Genomic DNA, 21030 nt, shown 5'->3' with positions numbered 1-21030 from the left:
GGATATCAACGTGTCAAATGCTTTAAAATTCGGCAAAGTTGCAGTATTGCTTGGCGGGAAATCAGCAGAGCGAGAAGTTTCGTTAGATAGTGGTCGTGCTGTGCTTGAAGCATTGATACGTTCAGGGGTGGAAGCCGAGGCCTTTGATCCACAAGAACGTTGTGTCACTGAACTGGTGAATTATGACCGCGCTTTTATTGTATTGCATGGTCGTGGCGGTGAAGATGGACAGATTCAGGGTGTACTGGAGTGGTTAAATATTCCATATACCGGCACAGGGGTACAAGGTTCTGCGATTGGTATGGACAAGATCAAAACCAAGCAGGTCTGGCAGGGCAGTGAACTGCCGACAGCCCCACACCGTATTGTGAGCAAAGATGCCGATGCTGATGAGGTAATTGCCAGTCTTGGTTTGCCATTCATCATTAAACCGGTACATGAAGGTTCAAGTATTGGCATGAGTAAGGTAGAAAAACCTGAAGACTTTCCTGAAGCTTTGGCCAAGGCCACTGAACATGATGCTGTAGTCATGGCAGAAAAATGGATTAATGGCCGTGAGTTCACGATCGTATTGCTAAATGGCCAGGCCCTGCCAGTTATCCGTCTGGAGCCGCCAAAAGATGTCGCGTTTTATGATTATGAAGCTAAATATAATCGTAATGATGTGCAATATGGTATTCCTTGCGGCTTAAGTGAAGCTGAAGAGAAGATGCTTCAGGAGCTGGCCTTGCGTGCATTTCAGGCAGTGGGCTGTAAAGGCTGGGGCCGTATTGATGCCATGCAGGATGAACAGGGTAATTTCTGGCTGCTTGAAGTCAATACTGTACCGGGCATGACCAGCCATTCACTGGTTCCTAAAGCAGCCAAGGCTGTGGGTTATGATTTTGACCAGCTTTGTGTCACGATTTTGGAGCAAACACTGCAAGATCATGGAGTAGATCAGTAAGCCATGGCTCAGCTTCCGACTTCTATGCGCCGTAAACCACGGGCAGCAATTACTTCTATTCATGAAAAACCACCAACCCGGAAGGAAAAGCTTACTAATCTGGGTGGGTGGCTGATGCTGGTAATTGCCTGCTTGATGCTGGTTATAGGAGTTTATGGTTTATACAGGGTTATGACAGATGCTACTGTGGCTGAACTTCAGGTAGTTGGAGCACGCTCTGACGCCGAACAGCAGCAGCTGGTCAAACATCTGGACCCGGTAATTCAGGCTAACTATTTTACCTCTGATCTGGAACAGATCCGGGACGAAGCCTTGGAAATATCTTGGGTAGATAGAGTCGTCGTATCACGCGCATGGCCAAATGCCATCCGGGTACGTGTTATGCCACGTCATGCAATTGCCCGTTGGGGAACAGGACGACTGCTTAGTGACAGTGGTGATATTTTTACTGAGGCGGTGTATAGCAGTCATCAGCAATTGCCCTTACTCCATGGTCCGGCCAGTCAGTCCAAAGTGATGATGCGCCGTTACAATGAGATCAATCAATTATTTCGACCAGTCAATTTGCGTTTAAAAGAACTTTATTTAACAGAACGCATGACTTGGTTTATGCAATTTGATTCTGGACTTCGTATCATCGTGGACCAAGATCAGACTATGAGTAAACTGCAACGTTTGAGTCATCTGGCACAAACTGACTTAAAACCAGTGTGGAACAAAATCTCGGCAATAGACCTGCGTTATCGTAATGGCCTGGCTATTCAGTGGAAAAGTGCAGCACCACCTAAAATTATAAATAGTCAGTTTGTTGTAACGATTGATGACACAAGCATTGCAGGCGGAATAAGGGCAAAGCCATAATACGTGGCTTTATAAGATTGAGGCATTGGGCCAAATATAAACAACGAACATAAAATGGTAGTGAGTAATGAGTGAAGCTGTTCCCTCGGTTGTTGCGATTGATATTGGGACGCACAAAGTTTCAGTTTTAATTGGTAAGGTCCATGCTCCGGATAATATTCAGGTCATTGGTATGGCGAGTGCTCGCAACCGGGGTATGAATAAAGGAAAAATTGTCAGTCTCGATAAAGTCATTGCCGCAATAAAAAATGCTGTCGCAGAAGCAGAAAATATGGCGGAATGCCGTATCCACTCGGCCTGGGTGTCTATACCGAGTACAGAATTAAAAAGTTTCTATGCTGCTGGCCGTACCCCTGTTACCAATCCGGAACGTATTATCAGCACCAATGAAGTGGTGCGTGCGCTGGAACTAGCCAAGGCAAGCCATGTAACAGCAGACTACTATCTGGCCAGTGCTGTACCATTAGGTTTTGAACTGGATGACACGCCAGAATGGGTACAAAATCCGATTAACATGTCAGCACAGAGTATGACCGGACATTATCAGCTAATGATGATGCCAATCAGCACTATGCAAAATCTTGACCGGGCCATGAAAGGTGCAAATATTGGGGTCGAGAAGATGGTGGTATCTTCTTTGGCAACATCGGAAGGCAGCCTGTTGAAAGATGAAAAAGAATATGGTGTCTGTCTGGTCGATATAGGCGCAGGTACCACCAATCTGGCGGTCTATCTTGACGGTCATTTAGCACTGGTTCATACCTTGCAGCGAGGAGGGGAGCATGTTACCCGGGATATTGCTGCTGTGCTGCAAACAACGACTGAAGAAGCCGAGCGTATTAAAATATTACATGGTTGTGTTGATTTGCATGCAGTAAAGCCTGATCATATGATTCAGGTACAAGGGATTGATGGTCCGCAAACGATTAGTCGCATTGAACTTGCAGAAATTATTATTGCACGCTATGAAGAAATTTTTTCTAAAATTCGAGAAGAACTAGAACGAAGTGGTGCAATTCATGGCTTGTATCACGGTGTCGTGCTTACAGGGGACGCATGCCAGATCGAAGGCATGGTAAATCTGGCGCGCCGTATGCTAGGTGTATCCGCCCATTTAGGTAATCCGCCTTTACAGGTGTATGCAGAAGAACAGCATCAGGCTTCTTTGCGTCGCTCCATGTATGCCACTGCTTCAGGCTTGCTACTTTTTAGCCAAAGTGAAATGCAGGCAACCGTTGATGAGCCGGAAGAAACAGAGAAACGCCCATTCTGGAGTCGGGTTGCCAATGGATGGACTAACCTGAATAGCAAACTAAAATCGATCTTCTAGGATGTATGGGTTTTTTGGGAATATTGTTAGGAAGTTGTAAGTGAAAAGCCGTGTACTTGACAAGGTGAGCATTGCACAGCATTCTAAAAAATATTTTTTACAGATCAAGGCAGTATACGGGCTAAAGTGACTGCCACAATTTAATTAGGAAATCTAAAGGTCATGTTGTCCTCATTTGAACTAATAGAAGATGAACCAAGCGATAGCAACGGTCAGGCCCGTTTCACTGTATTTGGTGTAGGCGGTGGTGGCGGTAATGCTGTACAGCATATGGTGCAGTCCGATATCAAAGGTGTAAAGTTTGTCTGTGCTAATACCGACAAACAAGCTCTCGACCGGATGAACGCTCCATTTAAAATCCAGCTTGGCGAACAAAGTACACGTGGTCTTGGCGCAGGTGCTAATCCGGAAGTAGGACAGATTGCCGCTGAAGAAAGTCGCGAAGTAATCCGTCAGCATCTTGAAGGTGCTGATATGGTTTTTGTGACTGCTGGAATGGGCGGGGGAACAGGTACAGGTGCCGCACCTGTGGTTGCTGAAATTGCTAAAGAGATGGGGATTTTAACCGTCGGTGTAGTGACCACGCCTTTTAACTTTGAAGGCCGTCGTCGTCAGCGTTCTGCAGAAAAGGGTATTGATGCGCTTGAAGCTCATGTCGATTCCCTGATTATCATTCCAAACCAGCGCCTGCTCAGTGTGTTTGGTGATATTTCCATGCAGGATGCATACAAAAAAGCAGACGATGTACTGCTTAATGCAGTACGTTCAATCTTTGATCTGGTTGTACGTCCAGGGCACATTAACCTTGACTTTGCTGACTTGAAAACTGCAATGAGTACCCGTGGCTATGCCATGATGGGTGAAGGGCGTAGCAGTGGACAGGATCGTGCCGAGAACGCAGCCCGTCTGGCTATTCGTAGTCCGTTACTTGATAATGTTAATATCATGAATGCCAAAGGTGTTCTAATTAATATTACAGGTGGTGCTGACGTAACTTTACGTGAAACTGAGATTATTACAGATGTCGTTAACCAGATCGTGGATCTGGATGATGGTGAGGTATTCTTTGGTACGGTATTTGATCCAGATGCGCGTGATGAAATTCGTGTTACAGTCATTGCTACCGGTTTGACCCGTAATGCTGCTGATGCCGTTGAGCCAAAGCGCCAGGCCCAGTCAGCTCAAGCACGTACTCAGGCTACCACCCATGTTTCTGTTGAAGAAGATGATGTGCCTGCTATTAGCAAGCGTCAGGCTGTAGAAGCTCCAGCAGCCTCTACACCAAGTTCTACGCCACGTTCCTCACCAATGAGTATTCAGGATTACCTGAAAAACCAGCAACGCAAGTAAAAATGCAGCTAGTTTGAACAAAAGCTGATGTCTTTACAAAAGGTAGTGGTCAAACACTACCTTTTTGTTTTTTATCAATGGCTAAATATGCTAACGTATAGCGGTTTTTTAGGTGGAAGACAAAAAGCGAATGTTGAAACAGCGTACCCTCAGACGTATGGTCAAAGCGAGTGGCATTGGACTGCATAGCGGTCAGAAAGTCATGATTAACTTTGTTCCGCATACAGTTGATGGCGGCATCATATTTCGTCGTATTGACCTAAACCCTCCTGTTGATATTCCTGCTGATGCCTTACTCATCCAGGAAGCATTTATGTGTTCTAACCTGGTACAGGAAAATGCCAAGGTTGGAACCATTGAGCACGTCATGAGTGCAATTGCCGGCTTGGGAATTGATAACCTGATTGTGGAGGTTTCAGCCTCTGAAGTGCCGATTATGGATGGTAGTGCAGGTCCATTTATTTATTTACTCATGCAAGGTGAGCTGGTTGAACAAAATGCACCCAAGAAATTTATTAAAATTTTAAAGCCGGTTGAAGCCCTGATTGATGACAAACAGGCTATTTTTACCCCCCATCATGGCTTTCAGTTAAATTTTACAATTGATTTTGATCATCCTGCATTTGCTAAAGAATACCAATCTGCCACGATTGACTTCTCTACTGAAACTTTCGTATATGAAGTTAGTGAAGCCCGGACTTTTGGATTTATGAAAGATCTGGATTATCTGAAAGCAAATAATCTGGCACTAGGAGCCAGTCTTGAAAATGCAATTGGTGTAGATGATACCGGCGTAGTGAACGAAGAGGGGCTACGTTTTTCAGATGAGTTTGTACGCCATAAAATCTTGGATGCAGTAGGTGACCTATATCTGCTCGGACACCAGATCATTGCCAAATTCGATGGCTATAAGTCTGGCCATGCTTTAAATAATCAGCTGCTACGCAATGTGCAGAGTGATCCCAGTAATTATGAAATTGTAACATTTAATGACATTGAGGACTGCCCAATTTCTTATGTAAGTCTTTCATAAGTCATTGTCTTTATATGGTTATGTTATAACGTAACATGTAAAAATGTGAAATAATTCTCTAAATATCTTCTCTAAAGTAATTGTATATTGCTGCCATGTTACTTTTTATTGCTTGCCAAACGTAGCAAGGCTTGGCTAAGCTTGGGGTCGCTCACAAAGCCAGCAGCATTTCGTAACATTTCCTGTGTTTCTGGTGCAAGTGATTGAGAAGATGCGGTTCTGACAGGAGTATCAGGTTGTCTAGACCTGAGATAAGGCCGGATCTGTTTCAGATCTTTCAGTTCAGCATGTTGAGCTAACTTAGAAATATATTGCTTTTGCAGGTAGCCGAGCTGACTAATCAAGGCTTGATTTTCACCAGTTACCGTCAAAATGCCGTATTCATAACACACGACTTGCCATTGTTCCGGTTGGGGTAATAGCGGTTGAATTAGTTTCGTAAGTTTCTGCCATTCAGCAACTTGCGCTTTAAGAAACGTTAAGTTTCCTGTTTTTAGGTGTTTTCTTGTCTGTTGAAAGACGTTGAAAGGTTCTGACATACATATTTTCCACATAGTAATGTCTTAATCTTATGCGCTTGTTTCAGCTGATATCAAGGAAGAGATCACAAGGAACCTTGAGTAAGAACAGTTAAATGAGGTCTTTATGCACACGCGTCGTATTTTACTAGCGTTTTCACTCGCCGCATCAGCTGCATCAGTTGCATTTGCAGATCTGGTTGAATTAAACGGTACCACATCATCACCAGATCGTCTTGAAGAACTTACCCGCACTTTGGCTCAAGGTTCATATTCTCAGCCGGATGATATTAATATTCCAGCAAACACGAACGTCAGCATTACTCTTCGTGAGAAGACTGTTGAATTGAATAATGAATCTTTAGCAAAGAAGTACGGAACTAAAGCGACCCCATCTTATAACTCCAGTAATCCTTATTCGTGGCTAGTCAGCCATCCCCTACCTGATATGAAACGTGTCAGTTCTAACTATGGTGGCCGTGTTATGGGTGGCCGGGCTGAAAATCATTCAGGTCTGGATCTATCTGCACCTAGTGGTACTCCAATCTATGCAACTGGCCCAGGTATTGTGACCAAATCAGGCTGGGGTACAGGCTATGGCCAGTATGTAGAAATTAATCATGGTAATGGTTACTTAACTCGCTATGCCCATGCTTCACGTTTGGTCGCCCGTGTAGGTGACCGTGTTGAAGCAGGTGAACATATTGCAAATGTTGGCTGTACCGGCCGCTGTACCGGCCCGCACCTTCATTATGAAGTAGTCAAAGATGGCCAGCGTAAGAATCCTTCAACTTACCTTGCTATGCTGCCATAAAATTAAAATTATAGTATCACCGCTTTTAATATGAATTGTATGGAAAATCGCCTATATTGGCGATTTTTTGTTATTCTGAGTAATAAAACGTCACTTGGTATTTATCTTATGAATAATTCTCCATGATGGCATTCACCTGCGGCGATACCTGCTCTACACGAAAACATGATACATATAGGAGATAAGACAGGAAGATTAAGAGAAAGGTGAGTTATGGCGTTTTACGGTGATACCGACGCACAGGAAACACAAGAATGGCAAGATGCTTTTGATTCAGTACTACAGCATATGGGTACAGAGCGGGCAGCATTTCTGCTTGAAAAATTGTATCAGCGGGCGATAGCTAAACATGTTCCTATTCAGCGTCTCAATACGCCATATCTCAATACAATCTCAGTAGATGAACAGCCTGCTATGCCGGGTGATCAGGATATGGAGCGAAGAATTCGCGCTCTGATTCGCTGGAATGCCTTAGCAATGGTGTTACGTGCTAACAAGACTGGTGATGATCTTGGTGGTCACTTGGCAAGTTTTGCATCTAGTGCCACCCTGTATGATGTAGGTTTTAACCATTTTTTCCGTGCTGCTAGTGATAATTTCGGCGGTGATATGATCTATTATCAAGGTCATTGTGCACCGGGCATTTACGCACGTTCATTTCTGGAAGGCCGACTCACTGAAGAGCAGCTCGGCAATTTTCGCCGTGAAGTAGGCGGAAATGGTTTACCAAGCTATCCACATCCTTATCTGATGCCAGATTACTGGCAATTCCCGACAGTATCTATGGGCTTGGGACCAATCATGTCAATTTATCAGGCCCATATTCAGAAATATCTGATGAACCGTGGCCTGATTAAAGAAGAAGACCGGAAAATCTGGGCGTACTTGGGTGATGGCGAGATGGACGAGCCAGAGAGTCTGGGTGCGATTTCATTGGCAGGTCGCGAAAAGCTCGATAACCTGATTTGGGTGGTGAACTGTAACCTGCAGCGTCTGGATGGCCCGGTGCGTGGTAATGGTAAAATTATCCAAGAATTAGAATCACTGTTCCGTGGGGCAGGCTGGCGAGTAATTAAGGTAGTGTGGGGTCGCCACTGGGATCCGTTACTGGCCAAAGATACCTCTGGTGCATTAAAAGCTGCAATGGAAGAAGCAGTAGATGGTGACTATCAGCGCTATCAGGTTAAAGGTGGAGCCTATACGCGTGCTCACTTCTTCGGTAAGTACCCGGAAGCTGAAGAGCTGGTAAAGAATTTAAGCGATGAAGATATTGATAATCTGAATCGTGGCGGTCATGACCCGTACAAGGTCTTTGCTGCCTATGCTGAGGCCACCAAAGCCAAAGGTCAGCCGACAGTTATTTTAGCTAAAACGGTAAAAGGTTATGGACTGTCTGAAGAAATTGAAGCGGTAAACAAGACGCATCAGATCAAGAAAATGCAGCTTGAGTCACTGAAATATGTTCGTAACCGCTTCAATCTACCATTTAATGATGAACAGCTTGAAGAATTGCCATTCTATCGTCCGAGCGAAAATTCTCCCGAGCTAAAATATCTTAAGGCACGGCGCGAAGCTCTAGGGGGTTATCTACCGGCACGACGCAAAGAAAGCTATGCTCTGGATATTCCAGAACTGTCAGTTTTTGATAGCGTTCTACGTGGCAGTAATGGTAAACAGCAATCTACCACCATGGTAATGGTACGCCTGATCTCAGCATTGCTTAAAGAAAAAGCCATTAAGGATCATGTTGTTCCGATCGTACCGGATGAGGCACGTACTTTTGGCCTGGAAGGTATGTTCCGGCAGCTAGGTATCTATGCGGCGCATGGTCAACAGTATACGCCAGAAGATAATGAACAGCTCATGAATTACCGTGAAGCTAAAGATGGGCATATGCTTCAGGAAGGTATCAACGAAGCTGGAGCCATGAGTGCCTGGGCTGCACTGGGAAGTAGCTATTCAACTAATAATTTGCCGATGATTCCGATGTACATGTATTACTCCATGTTCGGTTTCCAGCGTATCGGTGATATTGCCTGGGCTGCAGGAGATGCGCAGGCTCAAGGTTTCTTGCTGGGTGCAACTGCAGGCCGCACTACCCTGAATGGTGAAGGTTTGCAGCATCAGGATGGTCATTCACATATTCTGGCCAGTACCATTCCAAACTGTGTTTCATATGACCCTTGCTTTGGTTATGAGCTGGCTGTTGTGGTACATGATGGTTTGCAACGCATGTATGTAAATCAGGAACGTGTGTTCTATTACCTGACACTCATGAATGAAAACTATGAACATCCACCAATGCCACAGGGTGTAGAAGAGGGCATCAAACGCGGGATGTACCTGCTTGAAGAAGATGATAAAGCCACTGTCCAGTTACTGGGTTCAGGCGTCATTCTGCGTGAAGTGATCAAGGCTGCTAAAATTCTGCGTGAGGAATATCAGGTTCATGCCAATGTCTGGAGCGTCACCAGCTTCAATGAACTGGCACGTGATGGAATGGCATGTGAAGAATATAACCGCCTGCATCCGTTAAATGAACAAACCCGAGAATCTTGGGTTTCTCAGCAGCTGCGTGGTACAGATGGTATCGTGGTTGCAGCAACGGATCACATGCGTACTTATAGTGAACAGATCCGCGCTTATCTGCCAGATAACCGGCCTTACGTTACATTAGGTACAGATGGCTACGGCCGTTCTGATACCCGCGCCAATCTTCGCAGTTATTTTGGTGTAGATGCAGCTCATATCGTGGTTGCCACTCTGAAAAAACTGGCAGATGAAGGTGAAGTTGAAAACCGTCTGGTTAAAGATGCTATTTCCAGTTTTGAGCTGGAAACAGACCGTCCGGTAGCCTGGGCACCTCAAGCTCATCCGGAAGTCCAGATAGTTGCAGAATATCAAGAACCAGTATCAGGTGAGGAGAACTAAGCCCTATGCAAATCAAGACACCTGATATCGGCGTAGACCAAGCGAATGTTGCAGAAGTTCTGGTCAAAGTAGGCGACCGTATTGAAGTAGATGACAGCATTGTCGTGTTGGAATCCGATAAAGCAACGGTTGAAGTGCCTGCCACTTCAGCCGGAGTAGTTAAAAGTATCCTGGTCAATCAGGGCGATGACGTGACTGAAGGCACAGCATTGATTGAACTTGAAGCAGAAGGTACATCTGGCGGCGTTACTGAAGCTCAAGAAGCCGATGCAGCACAGAAAACTTCAGAAAATACTCCAACTGAATTACCTGACCAGGAAATTCAGCAGGAAATTTCATCCCATCAGCCAAATTCTCCGACCCAGGCTGCTCAACCGTCTGAATCTGGCTCATCTTCAGCTTCTATAGTTGAAGTTAAATTGCCTGATATTGGGGTAGAGAAAGCACTGGTGGGTGAGCTGCTGGTTCAGGTAGGTGATGATATTCAGGTTGACCAGAGTATTGCAGTAGTTGAGTCAGACAAAGCCACCGTAGAAGTACCAAGTACTGTAGCAGGCAAAGTACAAAGTATTACCGTCAAAGAAGGTGATAGCGTTAAAGAAGGTGTGGTGCTGATTACTGTACGGACCGCTGAAGGTTCGGCCGAGCCTGTATCAGAGAAGCCTTCCGTCCAGTCTGCTACAGAAAAATCTGCATCTCAACAGCAGGCTGCTACATCAGTTGAAAATAGTAGTAGTGCTGAAAGTACAGAAATTGAAGTCACTGTACCGGACCTTGGGGTAGATAAAGCCACAGTCACTGAAATTTTAGTTAAAGTCGGTGACCGTGTAGAGGCTCAGCAAAGCTTGTGTGTGGTTGAGTCAGACAAAGCTTCAGTTGAGATTCCAAGTTCTGCTGCCGGCATCATTAAGGCGTTACATGTAGAGTTAAACCAGGTCGTTAAACAGGGACTATTACTGGCTGTAGTAGAGACAGAGAAATCATCTGAACCGGTTAAAACTAAACAGGCTGCAGTGGTTAAAGAGCAGGATGCTGCAACACAACAGACTGTAGCTAAGCCGCAAAATGATACTGGTACTTTGTCAGCTCCACAGCAGGGCACTGATAAGTTAAGTAAAGAACAGCAACTTGAAAATGCTAAGGTTTATGCTGGGCCTGCAGTACGGAAGCTGGCTCGTGAACTGGGCGTAGTATTAGCACAGGTTAAGGCATCGGGACCGCATGAACGTGTAATGAAGGAAGACGTTTTTGCATATGTCAAAACTCGTCTGACTGAAGTGCAAAAACCTGCAAGCTCAACTCCAGCACCTGTGGTTTCAGGTTTGCCAGCTTTGCCAGATTTTACTGCTTTTGGTGGTGGTGAACTGAAAACCATGACACGTTTGCAGCAGGTGTCTGTTCCACAGCTTTCACTCAACAATTATATTCCTCAGGTAACCCAGTTTGATCTGGCTGATATTACCGAACTTGAGGCATGGCGTGGTGAATTGAAAGCTAACTTTAAAAAAGAAGGCATCAGTCTGACTATCTTGGCCTTTATCGCCAAGGCGGTTGCTCACCTGTTAAAAGAAGAGCCTTATTTTGCAGGTCATCTGGCTGATGACCAGAAAGCAGTAATGCTGCGTCATGAAATTCATATGGGTATTGCAGTAGCTACGCCAGATGGGTTGACTGTACCGGTACTACGTAATCCTGATCAGAAATCTATCCGTCAGATTGCACAGGAGCTGGGGGAGCTGAGCCAGAAGGCGCGTGATAAAAAGCTGTCTCCAAAAGACCTGCAAGGTGCCAACTTTACCATTACCAGTCTGGGTTCAATCGGTGGTACGGCATTTACGCCGCTGGTTAACTGGCCACAAGTGGCAATTCTGGGAATTTCTCCGGCAACCATGCAACCAGTGTGGAATGGTGAGTCTTTTGATCCGCGCCTAATGTTGCCATTATCATTGTCTTATGATCATCGGGTGATCAATGGTGCTGATGCAGCACGTTTTACCAATAAGCTGACCAAACTGTTAAAGGATATTCGCAGTTTATTGCTGTAATCTCTTTATCTTGATAAAAGCCCTGCGATTGCGGGGCTTTTTATCAGCCCGATTAAAAAATATTAATGTATAAACCCGGGTTTAAAATAAAAGGGGTTTGAAAATTTGGCTGGCTCGTTTTACACTAGGCCTACTTCATTGGGGAGTAGCCGCTATTTACGTTCCAGTAAATAGGTGATGATCAACATAATTGTTCAACAGAACATGGTCATCATAGCCAAAGAACCCGAGCTTTAATTCTTTTGTTGGCAAGACCTTTGATTTATCTTTCTGCTTGATTATGGCTGGCGGGAGAGATAAGTCATGGGACTACGCTAGCCAGAGAATAATCATGCCAGATTTTTTCACCTCCTTAATCTCTAATATGCCAACTAGTATGGCGGCTTTTTCTGTATCAACAGCGATTGTTGCTTTGGCTGAAATGGGCGATAAAACTCAGCTTTTGGCCCTTTTGTTGGCTGCGCGTTTCCGTAAGCCTTTACCTATTATTTTGGCCATTCTCGCTGCTACGCTGATTAATCACGGGCTTTCCGCAGTATTAGGGCAATTTATTACCCGTATGGTTGACCCGACTGTAATGATTTGGATTTTGGCAGCAGGTTTTATTGGCATGGCAATCTGGATGCTGATTCCTGACGAGCTGGATGATGAAACTGAAAATATTAATAAATGGCAGCGCTACGGGGTATTTGGTGCCACATTTGTATTATTCTTCCTGGCAGAAATTGGTGATAAAACCCAGATCGCTACAGTCGCCTTGGCAGCTCGTTTTGACAGTATTTTCTGGGTAACAGCTGGCACCACGTTAGGTATGCTGCTGGCTAATGTACCTGCAGTGTTTATTGGCGATAAGCTGGCACACAAGCTGCCCATAGCTCTAATTCACAAGATCAGTGCCTTTATCTTCTTGGCAATTGGTATCTTTACTATTGTGCAGCACTACTTTTTCTAGGCCAACTTTATGACAGCTCGGCAGATAACGTTCGGGCTGTATTCTATATTTTGAGCCTGCTTAAAAATCTGCCTGAGCAGTACAAACTAAATTTTTTATTTTATTGTAAGTTTTAATGAATCCCATTATTTTAATAAGGAATTAAAAATTTAACTTGTTAAGTCAATTTGGGGTAGGGGATGAGTTTAGATCGCACCACATCACAGGTGTTGTTTGATAACGGCACACATAAATGCATCAGTTTTACCAGTCTGGTTAAAGGTGAAGGTGTACAGGCCAATCAGTTTCTGATTATTGATCATGAGCGGGCGGCGGTTCTCGACCCTGGTGGTGACTTAACATATATTCCCCTGACCATGGAGTTAAATCGCTACACCCGGCTGGCCAATCTTGATTATGTGATGGCCTCACACCAAGATCCGGATATTATTACTTCCATGCCACGCTGGCTGGTTTATACCGATGCCAAGGTGGTTGCATCAAAACTCTGGGCACGCTTCTTACCCCATCTGAACTCTGCCTTCATGAGTGACCGCATGAAAGGTAACTGGCTGGACCGTCTGGTTGAGCTCCCAGATCAGGGGCAGAGTATTGCGCTGGGACATGCTGCGATACTGGCTATTCCGGCTCACTTTTTACATTCAGTGGGTAATTTCCAGTTCTACGATCCGGTTTCTAAAATTTTATTTTCAGGTGATATGGGTGCTTCTATGGTAGAGAATGCCAGTCAGCCACTTGAAGACTTTGAAGCTCATATTCCTAAAATGAAAGCTTTTCACCAGCGCTATATGTGTGCGAATAAGGTTATCCGTTTATGGGTGAATATGGTTCGTAAAATGGATATTGAAATGATTGTGCCACAGCATGGCAGTGCATTTATTGGCAAGGAAAAAGTGAAACAGTTTCTGGACTGGATTGAGACACTCCAGTGTGGCGTTGATTTGATGGATGAGCGTATTTTTCACTGCCCGGTTTAAAATATTAAAAAATACTTGAGTAGAAAAACAACATTTTCTAAGATTCTGCTATTGGAAATAGCCAATATCTAGACTAACGAGAATATAAGAAAATGTTGTCTCAAGTAACTTATGAAAATGCCTGTTTAAGCTGTGGTGCCTGCTGTGCCTATTACCGGGTATCATTTTATTGGGCAGAAGGCGAGCAGATTCCTGAACATCTGGTAGAGTCAATTACGCCAGTTTACTCATGCATGAAAGGGACTAACCAGACCCAGCCACGTTGTCAGGCACTAGAAGGAACGCCAGGAGAACAGGTCAGCTGTAGTATTTACAGTATGCGAAGTTCAAGCTGCCAGGAAGTTCAGGCTGGTGACAGTCAGTGTAATAAAGCGCGAAGCGCGCATGGGATGATTCCGCTGATTAATATTGAACCTCAGGTAATCAATGATGAAAGCTACGATCAGGTTAGCTAAGCATAAATAAAAATAAAACGAGTAGGTAGATAAAACTATGGGCAAAAATGCTTCTGCGAAGATACTAATTTCTCTGGTCTGAAATCGCTGAAATAAAAATTCTCTGGGAGAAAAATGAAATTTGAGGAGAAATTTGTTTATAATAGCTCACGGAAATTACCAGTGAGACTGTTATGCTGACCATCGTTCAAGAAGCGTTAACCTTCGATGATGTCTTGTTACTCCCTGCCTACTCTACTGTTCTCCCAAAAGATGTCTCCTTAAAGACACGTTTGACCCGCGGTATTCAACTTAATATTCCTCTTGTTTCAGCAGCTATGGATACTGTAACCGAGTCACGTATGGCAATTGCCATGGCTCAGAACGGTGGTATCGGTATTCTGCATAAGAATATGGATATTGCACTTCAGGCTGCAGAAGTCCGCCGTGTCAAAAAATTTGAAGCCGGTATGGTTAAAGACCCGATTACAGTTACCCCTGAAACCACTGTACGTGAACTGATTGCGATTACGCAAGCCAATAATATCAGTGGTGTACCTGTGGTTAAAGATGGCCAGGTGGTCGGCATTGTTACTGGCCGTGATACCCGTTTTGAAACTAATCTTGAACAGCCTGTCAGCAATATTATGACGCCACAAGAGCGCTTGGTGACTGTGCGGGAAGGTGAGTCCAAAGAAAATATTCAGGCCTTACTGCAACAGCACCGTATTGAAAAAGTACTGGTCGTGGACGAGCAGCATGCGCTTAAGGGACTGATTACGGTAACGGATTTCCGTAAAGCTGAACTTTATCCAAATAGCTGTAAAGATGACCTTGGCCGATTGCGTGTTGGTGCAGCAGTAGGAACTGGTGCCGAAACACCAAGCCGTGTTGAAGCCTTGGTTGAGGCAGGTGTAGATGTCATTGTGGTCGATACTGCTCATGGTCACTCAGCCGGTGTAATTGAACGTGTCCGCTGGGTCAAGAATAACTACCCGCAGGTTCAAGTCATTGGTGGAAATATTGCCACAGGGGATGCTGCGTTGGCGTTACTTGATGCCGGTGCAGATGCAGTTAAGGTAGGTATTGGACCAGGTTCAATCTGTACCACCCGTATTGTTGCCGGTATTGGTATGCCGCAGATCTCTGCAATTGACAGTGTGGCCAGTGCACTTAAAGAACAGATACCACTGATTGCAGATGGCGGTATCCGTTTCTCGGGTGACATGGCCAAAGCAATTGGTGCAGGTGCCAGTACGATTATGGTCGGTTCATTGCTAGCAGGAACTGAAGAAGCACCAGGTGAGGTTGAATTCTTTCAGGGACGTTATTATAAGGCCTATCGTGGCATGGGTTCATTAGGAGCAATGGCTGGAGCGACCGGGTCTGCAGACCGCTACTTCCAGGACTCTAAAGCGGGTGCCGAGAAATTGGTTCCAGAAGGTATTGAAGGCCGTGTACCATATAAAGGCCCGATGGGTAATATTGTGCACCAGATGATGGGTGGTTTACGTTCATCCATGGGTTATACCGGATCTGCGACAATTGATGATCTTCGCCAAAATGCTAAATTTGTAAAAATTACGGCAGCGGGTATGTCTGAGTCTCATGTACATGATGTCACGATTACTAAAGAAGCACCTAACTACCGTGTGGGTTAAATCATGATTGGGCTATTTTTGACCTGATCCTTATAGAAAAAGCCGTCAGTTTTATGACGGCTTTTTTGTTTTGGTGTAAAGTAAATCCAATTTGCAACAGCTTGGTTAAATAACCATAAACTATAAGAAGTGAGTAAAATATGAGCTATTTTGGAACCGATGGTATCCGTGGTAAATTTGGTGAACTCCCAATCACCCCTGAATTTGCCTTAAAACTTGGTTTCGCTGCAGGTAAGGTACTCAAAAGAATCAATCCTTCTGATAAAACATTAGTCGTACTAGGTAAAGATACCCGTTTGTCCGGGTATATTTTAGAGTCAGCCTTACAGGCTGGTCTTAACGCTGCTGGCGTTTATGTACATTTACTTGGGCCTTTACCGACTCCCGCAATTGCCCATTTGACGCGTGCTTTACATGCCCATGCCGGGATTGTCATTTCTGCTTCGCATAATCCTTATTTTGATAATGGTATTAAATTCTTTTCCAGTCAGGGTAAAAAATTGCCAGACGAGCTTCAAGAAGCAATTAATGCGGAACTGGAAAAAGAAATTCGTATTGAGGATACAGCTAATCTGGGTAAGAGTGTCCGGGTAAAAGATGCAGCTGGCCGTTATATTGAATTCTGTAAATCCACCTTTCCTTACCATCATGATCTCCGTGGCCTGAAAATTGTAGTAGATTGTGCCAATGGAGCAGCCTATAACGTAGGTCCTGCTGTTTTTCGCGAATTAGGGGCAAAAGTTATTGCTCTATATAATGAACCAGACGGCCTAAACATTAACGAGCAATGTGGTTCAACTCATCCGGAAAACCTGCAAAAAGCAGTAATACAGTCACATGCCGACCTTGGTATTGCATTTGATGGCGATGCTGATCGGGTCGTTATGGTAGATAAAGCTGGTAACCTGATTGATGGTAACCATATTCTGTATATTCTTGCGACACAAACCAGCCAGAAACCTGCGGGTATTGCCGGTACCCTGATGAGTAACCTGTCACTGGAACTGGCATTAAAAAAAGCCGGTGTCGATTTTGTTCGGGCCAAAGTCGGTGACCGCTATGTATTGCAGGCACTGGAAGAGAATGGCTGGATGACTGGCGGTGAACCTTCTGGACATATTCTCACCTTGGACAAGAGTACAACAGGAGACGCTATTATTGCTGCACTTCAGGTATTAACTGTCATGGTTGAGCAGGGTAAGGCTCTGGATGAACTGGTTGCAGACTTTGAGCTTTTTCCACAAGAGCTTATTAATATTCGTTTAGAAAAAATGATTGATCCTTATTCGATTCCTGCATTGGTTGCTGAATTTGAAAAAGCTGAAGCACAGCTTGAAGGGAGAGGACGGCTTTTAATAAGAAAATCAGGTACTGAACCAGTCATCCGTGTCATGGTAGAGGGTGAAAATGAGCAGGAAGTAAAAGCACTGGCTCAACATCTGGCCAATGCCGTAAAAAATCAGGCAGATGTACTTGTGGAGGGCTAAAGCATGAGTGATGTGATTAAAGATTTAAGTGAGTTACGCCTGACTTATCAGAAAGGTGAGCTGCATGAAGCAGAAGTAGATACCCAGCCACATGAGCAGTTCTTGAGCTGGTTTAATTATGCTCTTCAAGCAGGATTGCATGAACCTTATGCCATGTCCTTAGCTACCGCAAATGCTCAGGGGCGACCACATGTGCGTACCGTGTTGCTGCGCGGCGCCACTGAAACAGGTTATGACTTCTATACCAATTATGACAGTCAAAAAGGCTTGGATCTGGCAGTTAATCCTTATGCCGAGCTGCTATTTTACTGGCCTGTATTGGAACGGCAGATCCGTGTCCATGGGCGGGTTGAGAAAATTTCAGAACAGGAGTCAACGGAGTATTATCATAAGCGGCCACATGACAGTCAGGTTGCTGCCCATATCAGTCAGCCACAGAGTGGCGTAATTTCTAGCCGTGAAGAATTACAGCAGCGCTTTCAGACTCTACAACAGCAAGTAGAGAACCAGCCTCTTGAAAAACCTGTATTCTGGGGAGGCTATCGTCTACACCCTGAATATTATGAATTCTGGCAGGGACGGCCTAACCGTTTACACGACCGCCTCAGTTATGAAAGAATCGATGGTCATTGGAAATTACAACGATTAATGCCATAGATGCCGAATATTCAAGTTAAGCAACGCCCTTTACTGACACGTGTAGAAAGTTTTCAACACGTGTCACCCTTTCTTGCCCATATTCTGGCCAGACGTGGAGTCGCTTCTGAACAAGAACTTGAACTCAGATTAAAATATCTGCTTTCTCCTTGCCTTAAAGGACTGGAACAGGCAGTTGAGATTATAAATCAGGCCATTGACCAGCAGAAAAAAATTGTTATTGTCGGAGATTATGATGCAGATGGTGCAACCAGCACTGCTCTGATGATTCTTGCTTTAAGAGATATGGGCGCAGATGTAGCCTATCTGGTTCCTGACCGGTTTAAATATGGTTATGGACTTACGCCTGCAATTGCAGATCTGGCTTTTACCCGTTTTACTCCCGACCTTTTGATTACTGTAGATAATGGTATTTCTAGTCATGAAGGGGTAAAACAGGCGCAAGACCATGGTATGCAGGTTATTATTACAGATCACCATCTGACCACTAAAGAAACACCAGCCGCTGAGGCAGTAGTTAATCCGAACCAACTGGGCTGTAATTTTCCGAGTAAAGCCTTGGCTGGAGTAGGGGTTGCCTTTTATGTACTTGCCAATCTGTGCAGTTTTCGCAAAAGGGCAGACCAATCTGTCAGCAATATAACCCAATATCTGGACCTGGTTGCCTTAGGTACCTACGCCGATGTTGCGAGCCTTGATTACAATAACCGTATTCTGGTCGATGCCGGTTTGAAACGCATACAGCAACAGCAGTGCCGTCCAGGAATTCTGGCATTACTTGATATTGCCGGACGCGAACCGGCAGCTCTTAAAGCACAAGATTTAGGTTTCGTACTTGGGCCGCGTATTAATGCAGCAGGCCGTATGGAAACTATGGAAATCGGAATTGAGTGTCTGTTAGCCCCTGATCTGGAAAATGCTTATCCTCTGGCCCGGCAACTTAATCAGCTAAATATTGAACGCCGTCAGATTGAAGCACAGATGAAGCAGGAAGCCTTGCGCTATCTAGAGCAATTACAGTTATCAAAAGAAAATATACCTCCCGCGCTGATTATGTTTGAAGAACACTGGCATCAGGGCGTGATTGGAATTGTCGCTGGACGCTTAAAAGAGCAGTTTCACCGGCCAAGCATTGTATTCGCAGCAGATGAAGACGGTATTCATATTAAGGGATCGGCCCGTTCGGTTGAGGGAATTCATATTCGTGATTGTATTGAGCAGATTGCTGAACAGTATCCCCATCTGGTACGTTATTTTGGCGGTCACGCTGCCGCTGCCGGACTCACGATCCGTAAAGAGCATTTTTTAGAATTTAAACAGGTTTTTATCCAGCTAATTGCAGGCATGGATGAAACGCTGCTCTCTGCTACACTTTGGACAGATGGGGAGCTGCCTGTAGAAGCATTGGTTCTTGACACAGTGGATCTGATTGAAAAGTTAGGACCATGGGGACAAAAATTTCCGTCACCTGTATTTGAAGGAATTTTTAAGGTTGTAGACTTCAGATGGCTTAAAGAGACTCATCTCAAATTACGTCTGGCATTAAATAACGGTCAAGTAGTAGATGCAATTGCCTTTAACGCAAAAGACAGATTTGAGTATGATCCGGAAAACGATCAAGTCGATCTGGTCTATGAACTGGAACGTAACGAGTTCAATGGTAACACAGGCCTGCAATTGCGTATCATCCATCTTAAGCAGAAAATTTTATAATAGGCCGCTTGAACCAGTTTAAGTATAGTAGATCGAATGGATGGGTACTGACCGTAATAGATATATTGCTTTATGACTTGTAAAATATAATAAAAAACCCATCCGGAGATGGGTTTTTTATTAGTCTAAATATTACTTCAGATTAGAAGCGGTATTTTGCAGCTACACCAAAGCTGTTGTAGTCGTTATTACCTGCTTCACCGAAGCCTACACGACCTTCCAGACTTACTTGCTGGTTAATGAACTTACGGGCATTTACGCCAAATTCATTAGAGTCTGTTAAATCATTGTTGTAATAGTCGGCACCGATACTGAAAGTTTTGTCAATGAAGTAATCTGCCGCCAGATTGTATTCATCAAGATCACCGAACGCTGCACCCGCTTCAAGGTTGATATCTTTACCATTGCTAAGAGTCGTAACATATTTAGCACGAAGTGTTGGGTCTACACCGTCGTCATTGTCATTGTCATAACCTTTTAGACCGGCTGCAATTAAGAGACCTGGAGCTGGTAAGTAACCAACTTCTGCACCATAGTAAGTTGTATCATAATCAACAGTACCAATTGGTGTATCACGTTCTATATCTTGACGACTAACATTACCACTTAAGTAAAAATCTGAGTTAGGTACAAAGTATTCTGCACCGACACCATAACGGTTATCATCAACATCACCACGGTCAGCGAAAGTTGCGAATGCACTTACATTACTGGCACGATCAAGGAAAGCAGCTTCTGCAAGCGGTGCATTACGTGTTTGAACCGGATTAAAATAATAAGTACCGTTTACACCAAAAGCACTACCTGAATCGCCATTGTCGGGGTCTACATAACTTGCAGATGCACCTACTTCGGCTTGATAAGCATTGGCTGTGCCCGTTACTGCTAGAGCTGATAAAAGCGCTGACGCAATTGCTAGTTTTTTCATGGTTATTCACCCCTCTTAAAATCTTGTTAGCTAAGTTGCATACATAATGTTTTGTTACAACTTCAGTTTATGTGTTTTTAAATTCGGGTCAATCACAGGAAAGTAACGAGAATGTTGTTCGCGTAATAATATGTAATTTTTTTGATATAAGTATCTGATATATGATATTAAAACTTAAATGTTTAGTTTTATTAAAAGCATGGAGATTTTGTGAATAGTACAGGTGTTTGATTATAGATTATTCAATTTTGATTACAACTTATTTAAATGTGAGCGAAATTTACTCATTTTTATCTTTTTATTTTCAAGCTGAATTTACATATTTTGTTAGCTTTGAAATATGATGTTGATCTGTTGCATACATTCAGACAACTTGTAATTCACTCTCATTTA

At 44.1% G+C, this 21030-nt stretch carries 17 protein-coding genes and 1 riboswitch; of the genes, 15 read left to right on the top strand and 2 right to left on the bottom strand.

The window, feature by feature from the left end:
* The first annotated feature begins 10 nt into the window (after positions 1-10).
* From AC0VYT_RS13675 to lpxC, 5 genes are all read left to right on the top strand, one after another.
* Positions 11-946, top strand: a complete 936-nt coding sequence (locus AC0VYT_RS13675; protein WP_005017821.1) for a D-alanine--D-alanine ligase — start codon at positions 11-13, stop codon at positions 944-946.
* Positions 947-949: 3 nt separating this feature from the next.
* Complete coding sequence (locus AC0VYT_RS13670) at positions 950-1807, top strand: cell division protein FtsQ/DivIB (RefSeq protein WP_005017833.1); 858 nt, start codon at positions 950-952, stop codon at positions 1805-1807.
* A 67-nt stretch (positions 1808-1874) separates the two neighbouring features.
* On the top strand, positions 1875-3137 hold the full coding sequence (gene ftsA, locus AC0VYT_RS13665; protein ID WP_005017834.1) for a cell division protein FtsA: 1263 nt from the start codon (positions 1875-1877) through the stop codon (positions 3135-3137).
* 165 nt (positions 3138-3302) lie between these two features.
* The gene (ftsZ, locus tag AC0VYT_RS13660) at positions 3303-4487 is read left to right on the top strand and encodes a cell division protein FtsZ (protein ID WP_005404658.1); all 1185 of its coding nucleotides are present in this window, start codon (positions 3303-3305) and stop codon (positions 4485-4487) included.
* Between the two features lie 130 nt (positions 4488-4617).
* On the top strand, positions 4618-5520 hold the full coding sequence (lpxC, locus tag AC0VYT_RS13655; RefSeq protein WP_005017836.1) for a UDP-3-O-acyl-N-acetylglucosamine deacetylase: 903 nt from the start codon (positions 4618-4620) through the stop codon (positions 5518-5520).
* A 98-nt stretch (positions 5521-5618) separates the two neighbouring features.
* Here the strand turns inward: lpxC and AC0VYT_RS13650 are convergent, their stop codons facing one another.
* Entirely contained in the window at positions 5619-6059 is a 441-nt protein-coding gene (locus tag AC0VYT_RS13650; RefSeq protein WP_005017837.1) for a DciA family protein, read from the bottom strand.
* A 106-nt stretch (positions 6060-6165) separates the two neighbouring features.
* On the opposite strand from AC0VYT_RS13650, the gene AC0VYT_RS13645 reads away from it, so the two are divergent.
* The 10 genes from AC0VYT_RS13645 (at position 6166) to recJ (ending at position 19709) form a co-directional block, all read left to right on the top strand.
* Entirely contained in the window at positions 6166-6852 is a 687-nt protein-coding gene (locus tag AC0VYT_RS13645) for a M23 family metallopeptidase (protein WP_005017838.1), read from the top strand.
* 213 nt (positions 6853-7065) lie between these two features.
* Positions 7066-9783, top strand: a complete 2718-nt coding sequence (aceE, locus tag AC0VYT_RS13640; RefSeq protein ID WP_476496667.1) for a pyruvate dehydrogenase (acetyl-transferring), homodimeric type — start codon at positions 7066-7068, stop codon at positions 9781-9783.
* A 5-nt stretch (positions 9784-9788) separates the two neighbouring features.
* Entirely contained in the window at positions 9789-11828 is a 2040-nt protein-coding gene (locus AC0VYT_RS13635; protein WP_005017847.1) for a 2-oxo acid dehydrogenase subunit E2, read from the top strand.
* A 128-nt stretch (positions 11829-11956) separates the two neighbouring features.
* A riboswitch (yybP-ykoY riboswitch) is annotated at positions 11957-12114 on the top strand.
* 90 nt (positions 12115-12204) lie between these two features.
* Positions 12205-12780, top strand: a complete 576-nt coding sequence (locus AC0VYT_RS13630) for a TMEM165/GDT1 family protein (RefSeq protein ID WP_005404657.1) — start codon at positions 12205-12207, stop codon at positions 12778-12780.
* Between the two features lie 179 nt (positions 12781-12959).
* Positions 12960-13757, top strand: coding sequence for an oxygen-binding di-iron domain-containing protein (locus tag AC0VYT_RS13625; RefSeq protein ID WP_005017851.1), 798 nt, complete (start codon positions 12960-12962; stop codon positions 13755-13757).
* A gap of 92 nt (positions 13758-13849) precedes the next feature.
* Entirely contained in the window at positions 13850-14212 is a 363-nt protein-coding gene (locus AC0VYT_RS13620; RefSeq protein WP_005017852.1) for a YkgJ family cysteine cluster protein, read from the top strand.
* 173 nt (positions 14213-14385) lie between these two features.
* Positions 14386-15852 (top strand): IMP dehydrogenase, encoded by a 1467-nt coding sequence (gene guaB / locus AC0VYT_RS13615; protein WP_005017853.1) that lies wholly within the window; start codon positions 14386-14388, stop codon positions 15850-15852.
* Positions 15853-15992: 140 nt separating this feature from the next.
* Entirely contained in the window at positions 15993-17339 is a 1347-nt protein-coding gene (gene glmM, locus AC0VYT_RS13610) for a phosphoglucosamine mutase (protein WP_005017854.1), read from the top strand.
* Positions 17340-17342: 3 nt separating this feature from the next.
* Positions 17343-17996: a pyridoxamine 5'-phosphate oxidase gene (gene pdxH, locus AC0VYT_RS13605; protein WP_005017855.1), complete on the top strand. Its 654-nt coding sequence runs from the start codon at positions 17343-17345 to the stop codon at positions 17994-17996.
* Positions 17997-19709: a single-stranded-DNA-specific exonuclease RecJ gene (recJ, locus tag AC0VYT_RS13600; protein WP_005017856.1), complete on the top strand. Its 1713-nt coding sequence runs from the start codon at positions 17997-17999 to the stop codon at positions 19707-19709.
* Between the two features lie 142 nt (positions 19710-19851).
* On the opposite strand, the gene AC0VYT_RS13595 is transcribed toward recJ, so the two are convergent.
* On the bottom strand, positions 19852-20637 hold the full coding sequence (locus AC0VYT_RS13595) for a putative porin (protein ID WP_005017857.1): 786 nt from the start codon (positions 20635-20637) through the stop codon (positions 19852-19854).
* Positions 20638-21030: the final 393 nt, after the last annotated feature.

The organism is Acinetobacter sp. QJM3NY_42 (genome assembly GCF_056173745.1).
The sequence above is the reverse complement of the archived record's forward strand: the minus strand, read 5'-3'. Positions and strand labels throughout refer to the sequence as shown.

What these genes read in the sequence shown, in the direction of transcription:
- AC0VYT_RS13595 (WP_005017857.1), bottom strand. Translation starts at nt 20,637, where the DNA reads ATGAAAAAACTAGCAATTGCGTCAGCGCTTTTATCAGCTCTAGCAGTA.
- AC0VYT_RS13620 (WP_005017852.1), top strand. Translation starts at nt 13,850, where the DNA reads ATGTTGTCTCAAGTAACTTATGAAAATGCCTGTTTAAGCTGTGGTGCC.
- AC0VYT_RS13650 (WP_005017837.1), bottom strand. Translation starts at nt 6,059, where the DNA reads ATGTCAGAACCTTTCAACGTCTTTCAACAGACAAGAAAACACCTAAAA.
- ftsA (WP_005017834.1), top strand. Translation starts at nt 1,875, where the DNA reads ATGAGTGAAGCTGTTCCCTCGGTTGTTGCGATTGATATTGGGACGCAC.
- recJ (WP_005017856.1), top strand. Translation starts at nt 17,997, where the DNA reads ATGCCGAATATTCAAGTTAAGCAACGCCCTTTACTGACACGTGTAGAA.
- AC0VYT_RS13635 (WP_005017847.1), top strand. Translation starts at nt 9,789, where the DNA reads ATGCAAATCAAGACACCTGATATCGGCGTAGACCAAGCGAATGTTGCA.
- pdxH (WP_005017855.1), top strand. Translation starts at nt 17,343, where the DNA reads ATGAGTGATGTGATTAAAGATTTAAGTGAGTTACGCCTGACTTATCAG.
- AC0VYT_RS13670 (WP_005017833.1), top strand. Translation starts at nt 950, where the DNA reads ATGGCTCAGCTTCCGACTTCTATGCGCCGTAAACCACGGGCAGCAATT.
- lpxC (WP_005017836.1), top strand. Translation starts at nt 4,618, where the DNA reads ATGTTGAAACAGCGTACCCTCAGACGTATGGTCAAAGCGAGTGGCATT.
- AC0VYT_RS13625 (WP_005017851.1), top strand. Translation starts at nt 12,960, where the DNA reads ATGAGTTTAGATCGCACCACATCACAGGTGTTGTTTGATAACGGCACA.
- glmM (WP_005017854.1), top strand. Translation starts at nt 15,993, where the DNA reads ATGAGCTATTTTGGAACCGATGGTATCCGTGGTAAATTTGGTGAACTC.
- guaB (WP_005017853.1), top strand. Translation starts at nt 14,386, where the DNA reads ATGCTGACCATCGTTCAAGAAGCGTTAACCTTCGATGATGTCTTGTTA.
- AC0VYT_RS13645 (WP_005017838.1), top strand. Translation starts at nt 6,166, where the DNA reads ATGCACACGCGTCGTATTTTACTAGCGTTTTCACTCGCCGCATCAGCT.
- aceE (WP_476496667.1), top strand. Translation starts at nt 7,066, where the DNA reads ATGGCGTTTTACGGTGATACCGACGCACAGGAAACACAAGAATGGCAA.
- AC0VYT_RS13630 (WP_005404657.1), top strand. Translation starts at nt 12,205, where the DNA reads ATGGCGGCTTTTTCTGTATCAACAGCGATTGTTGCTTTGGCTGAAATG.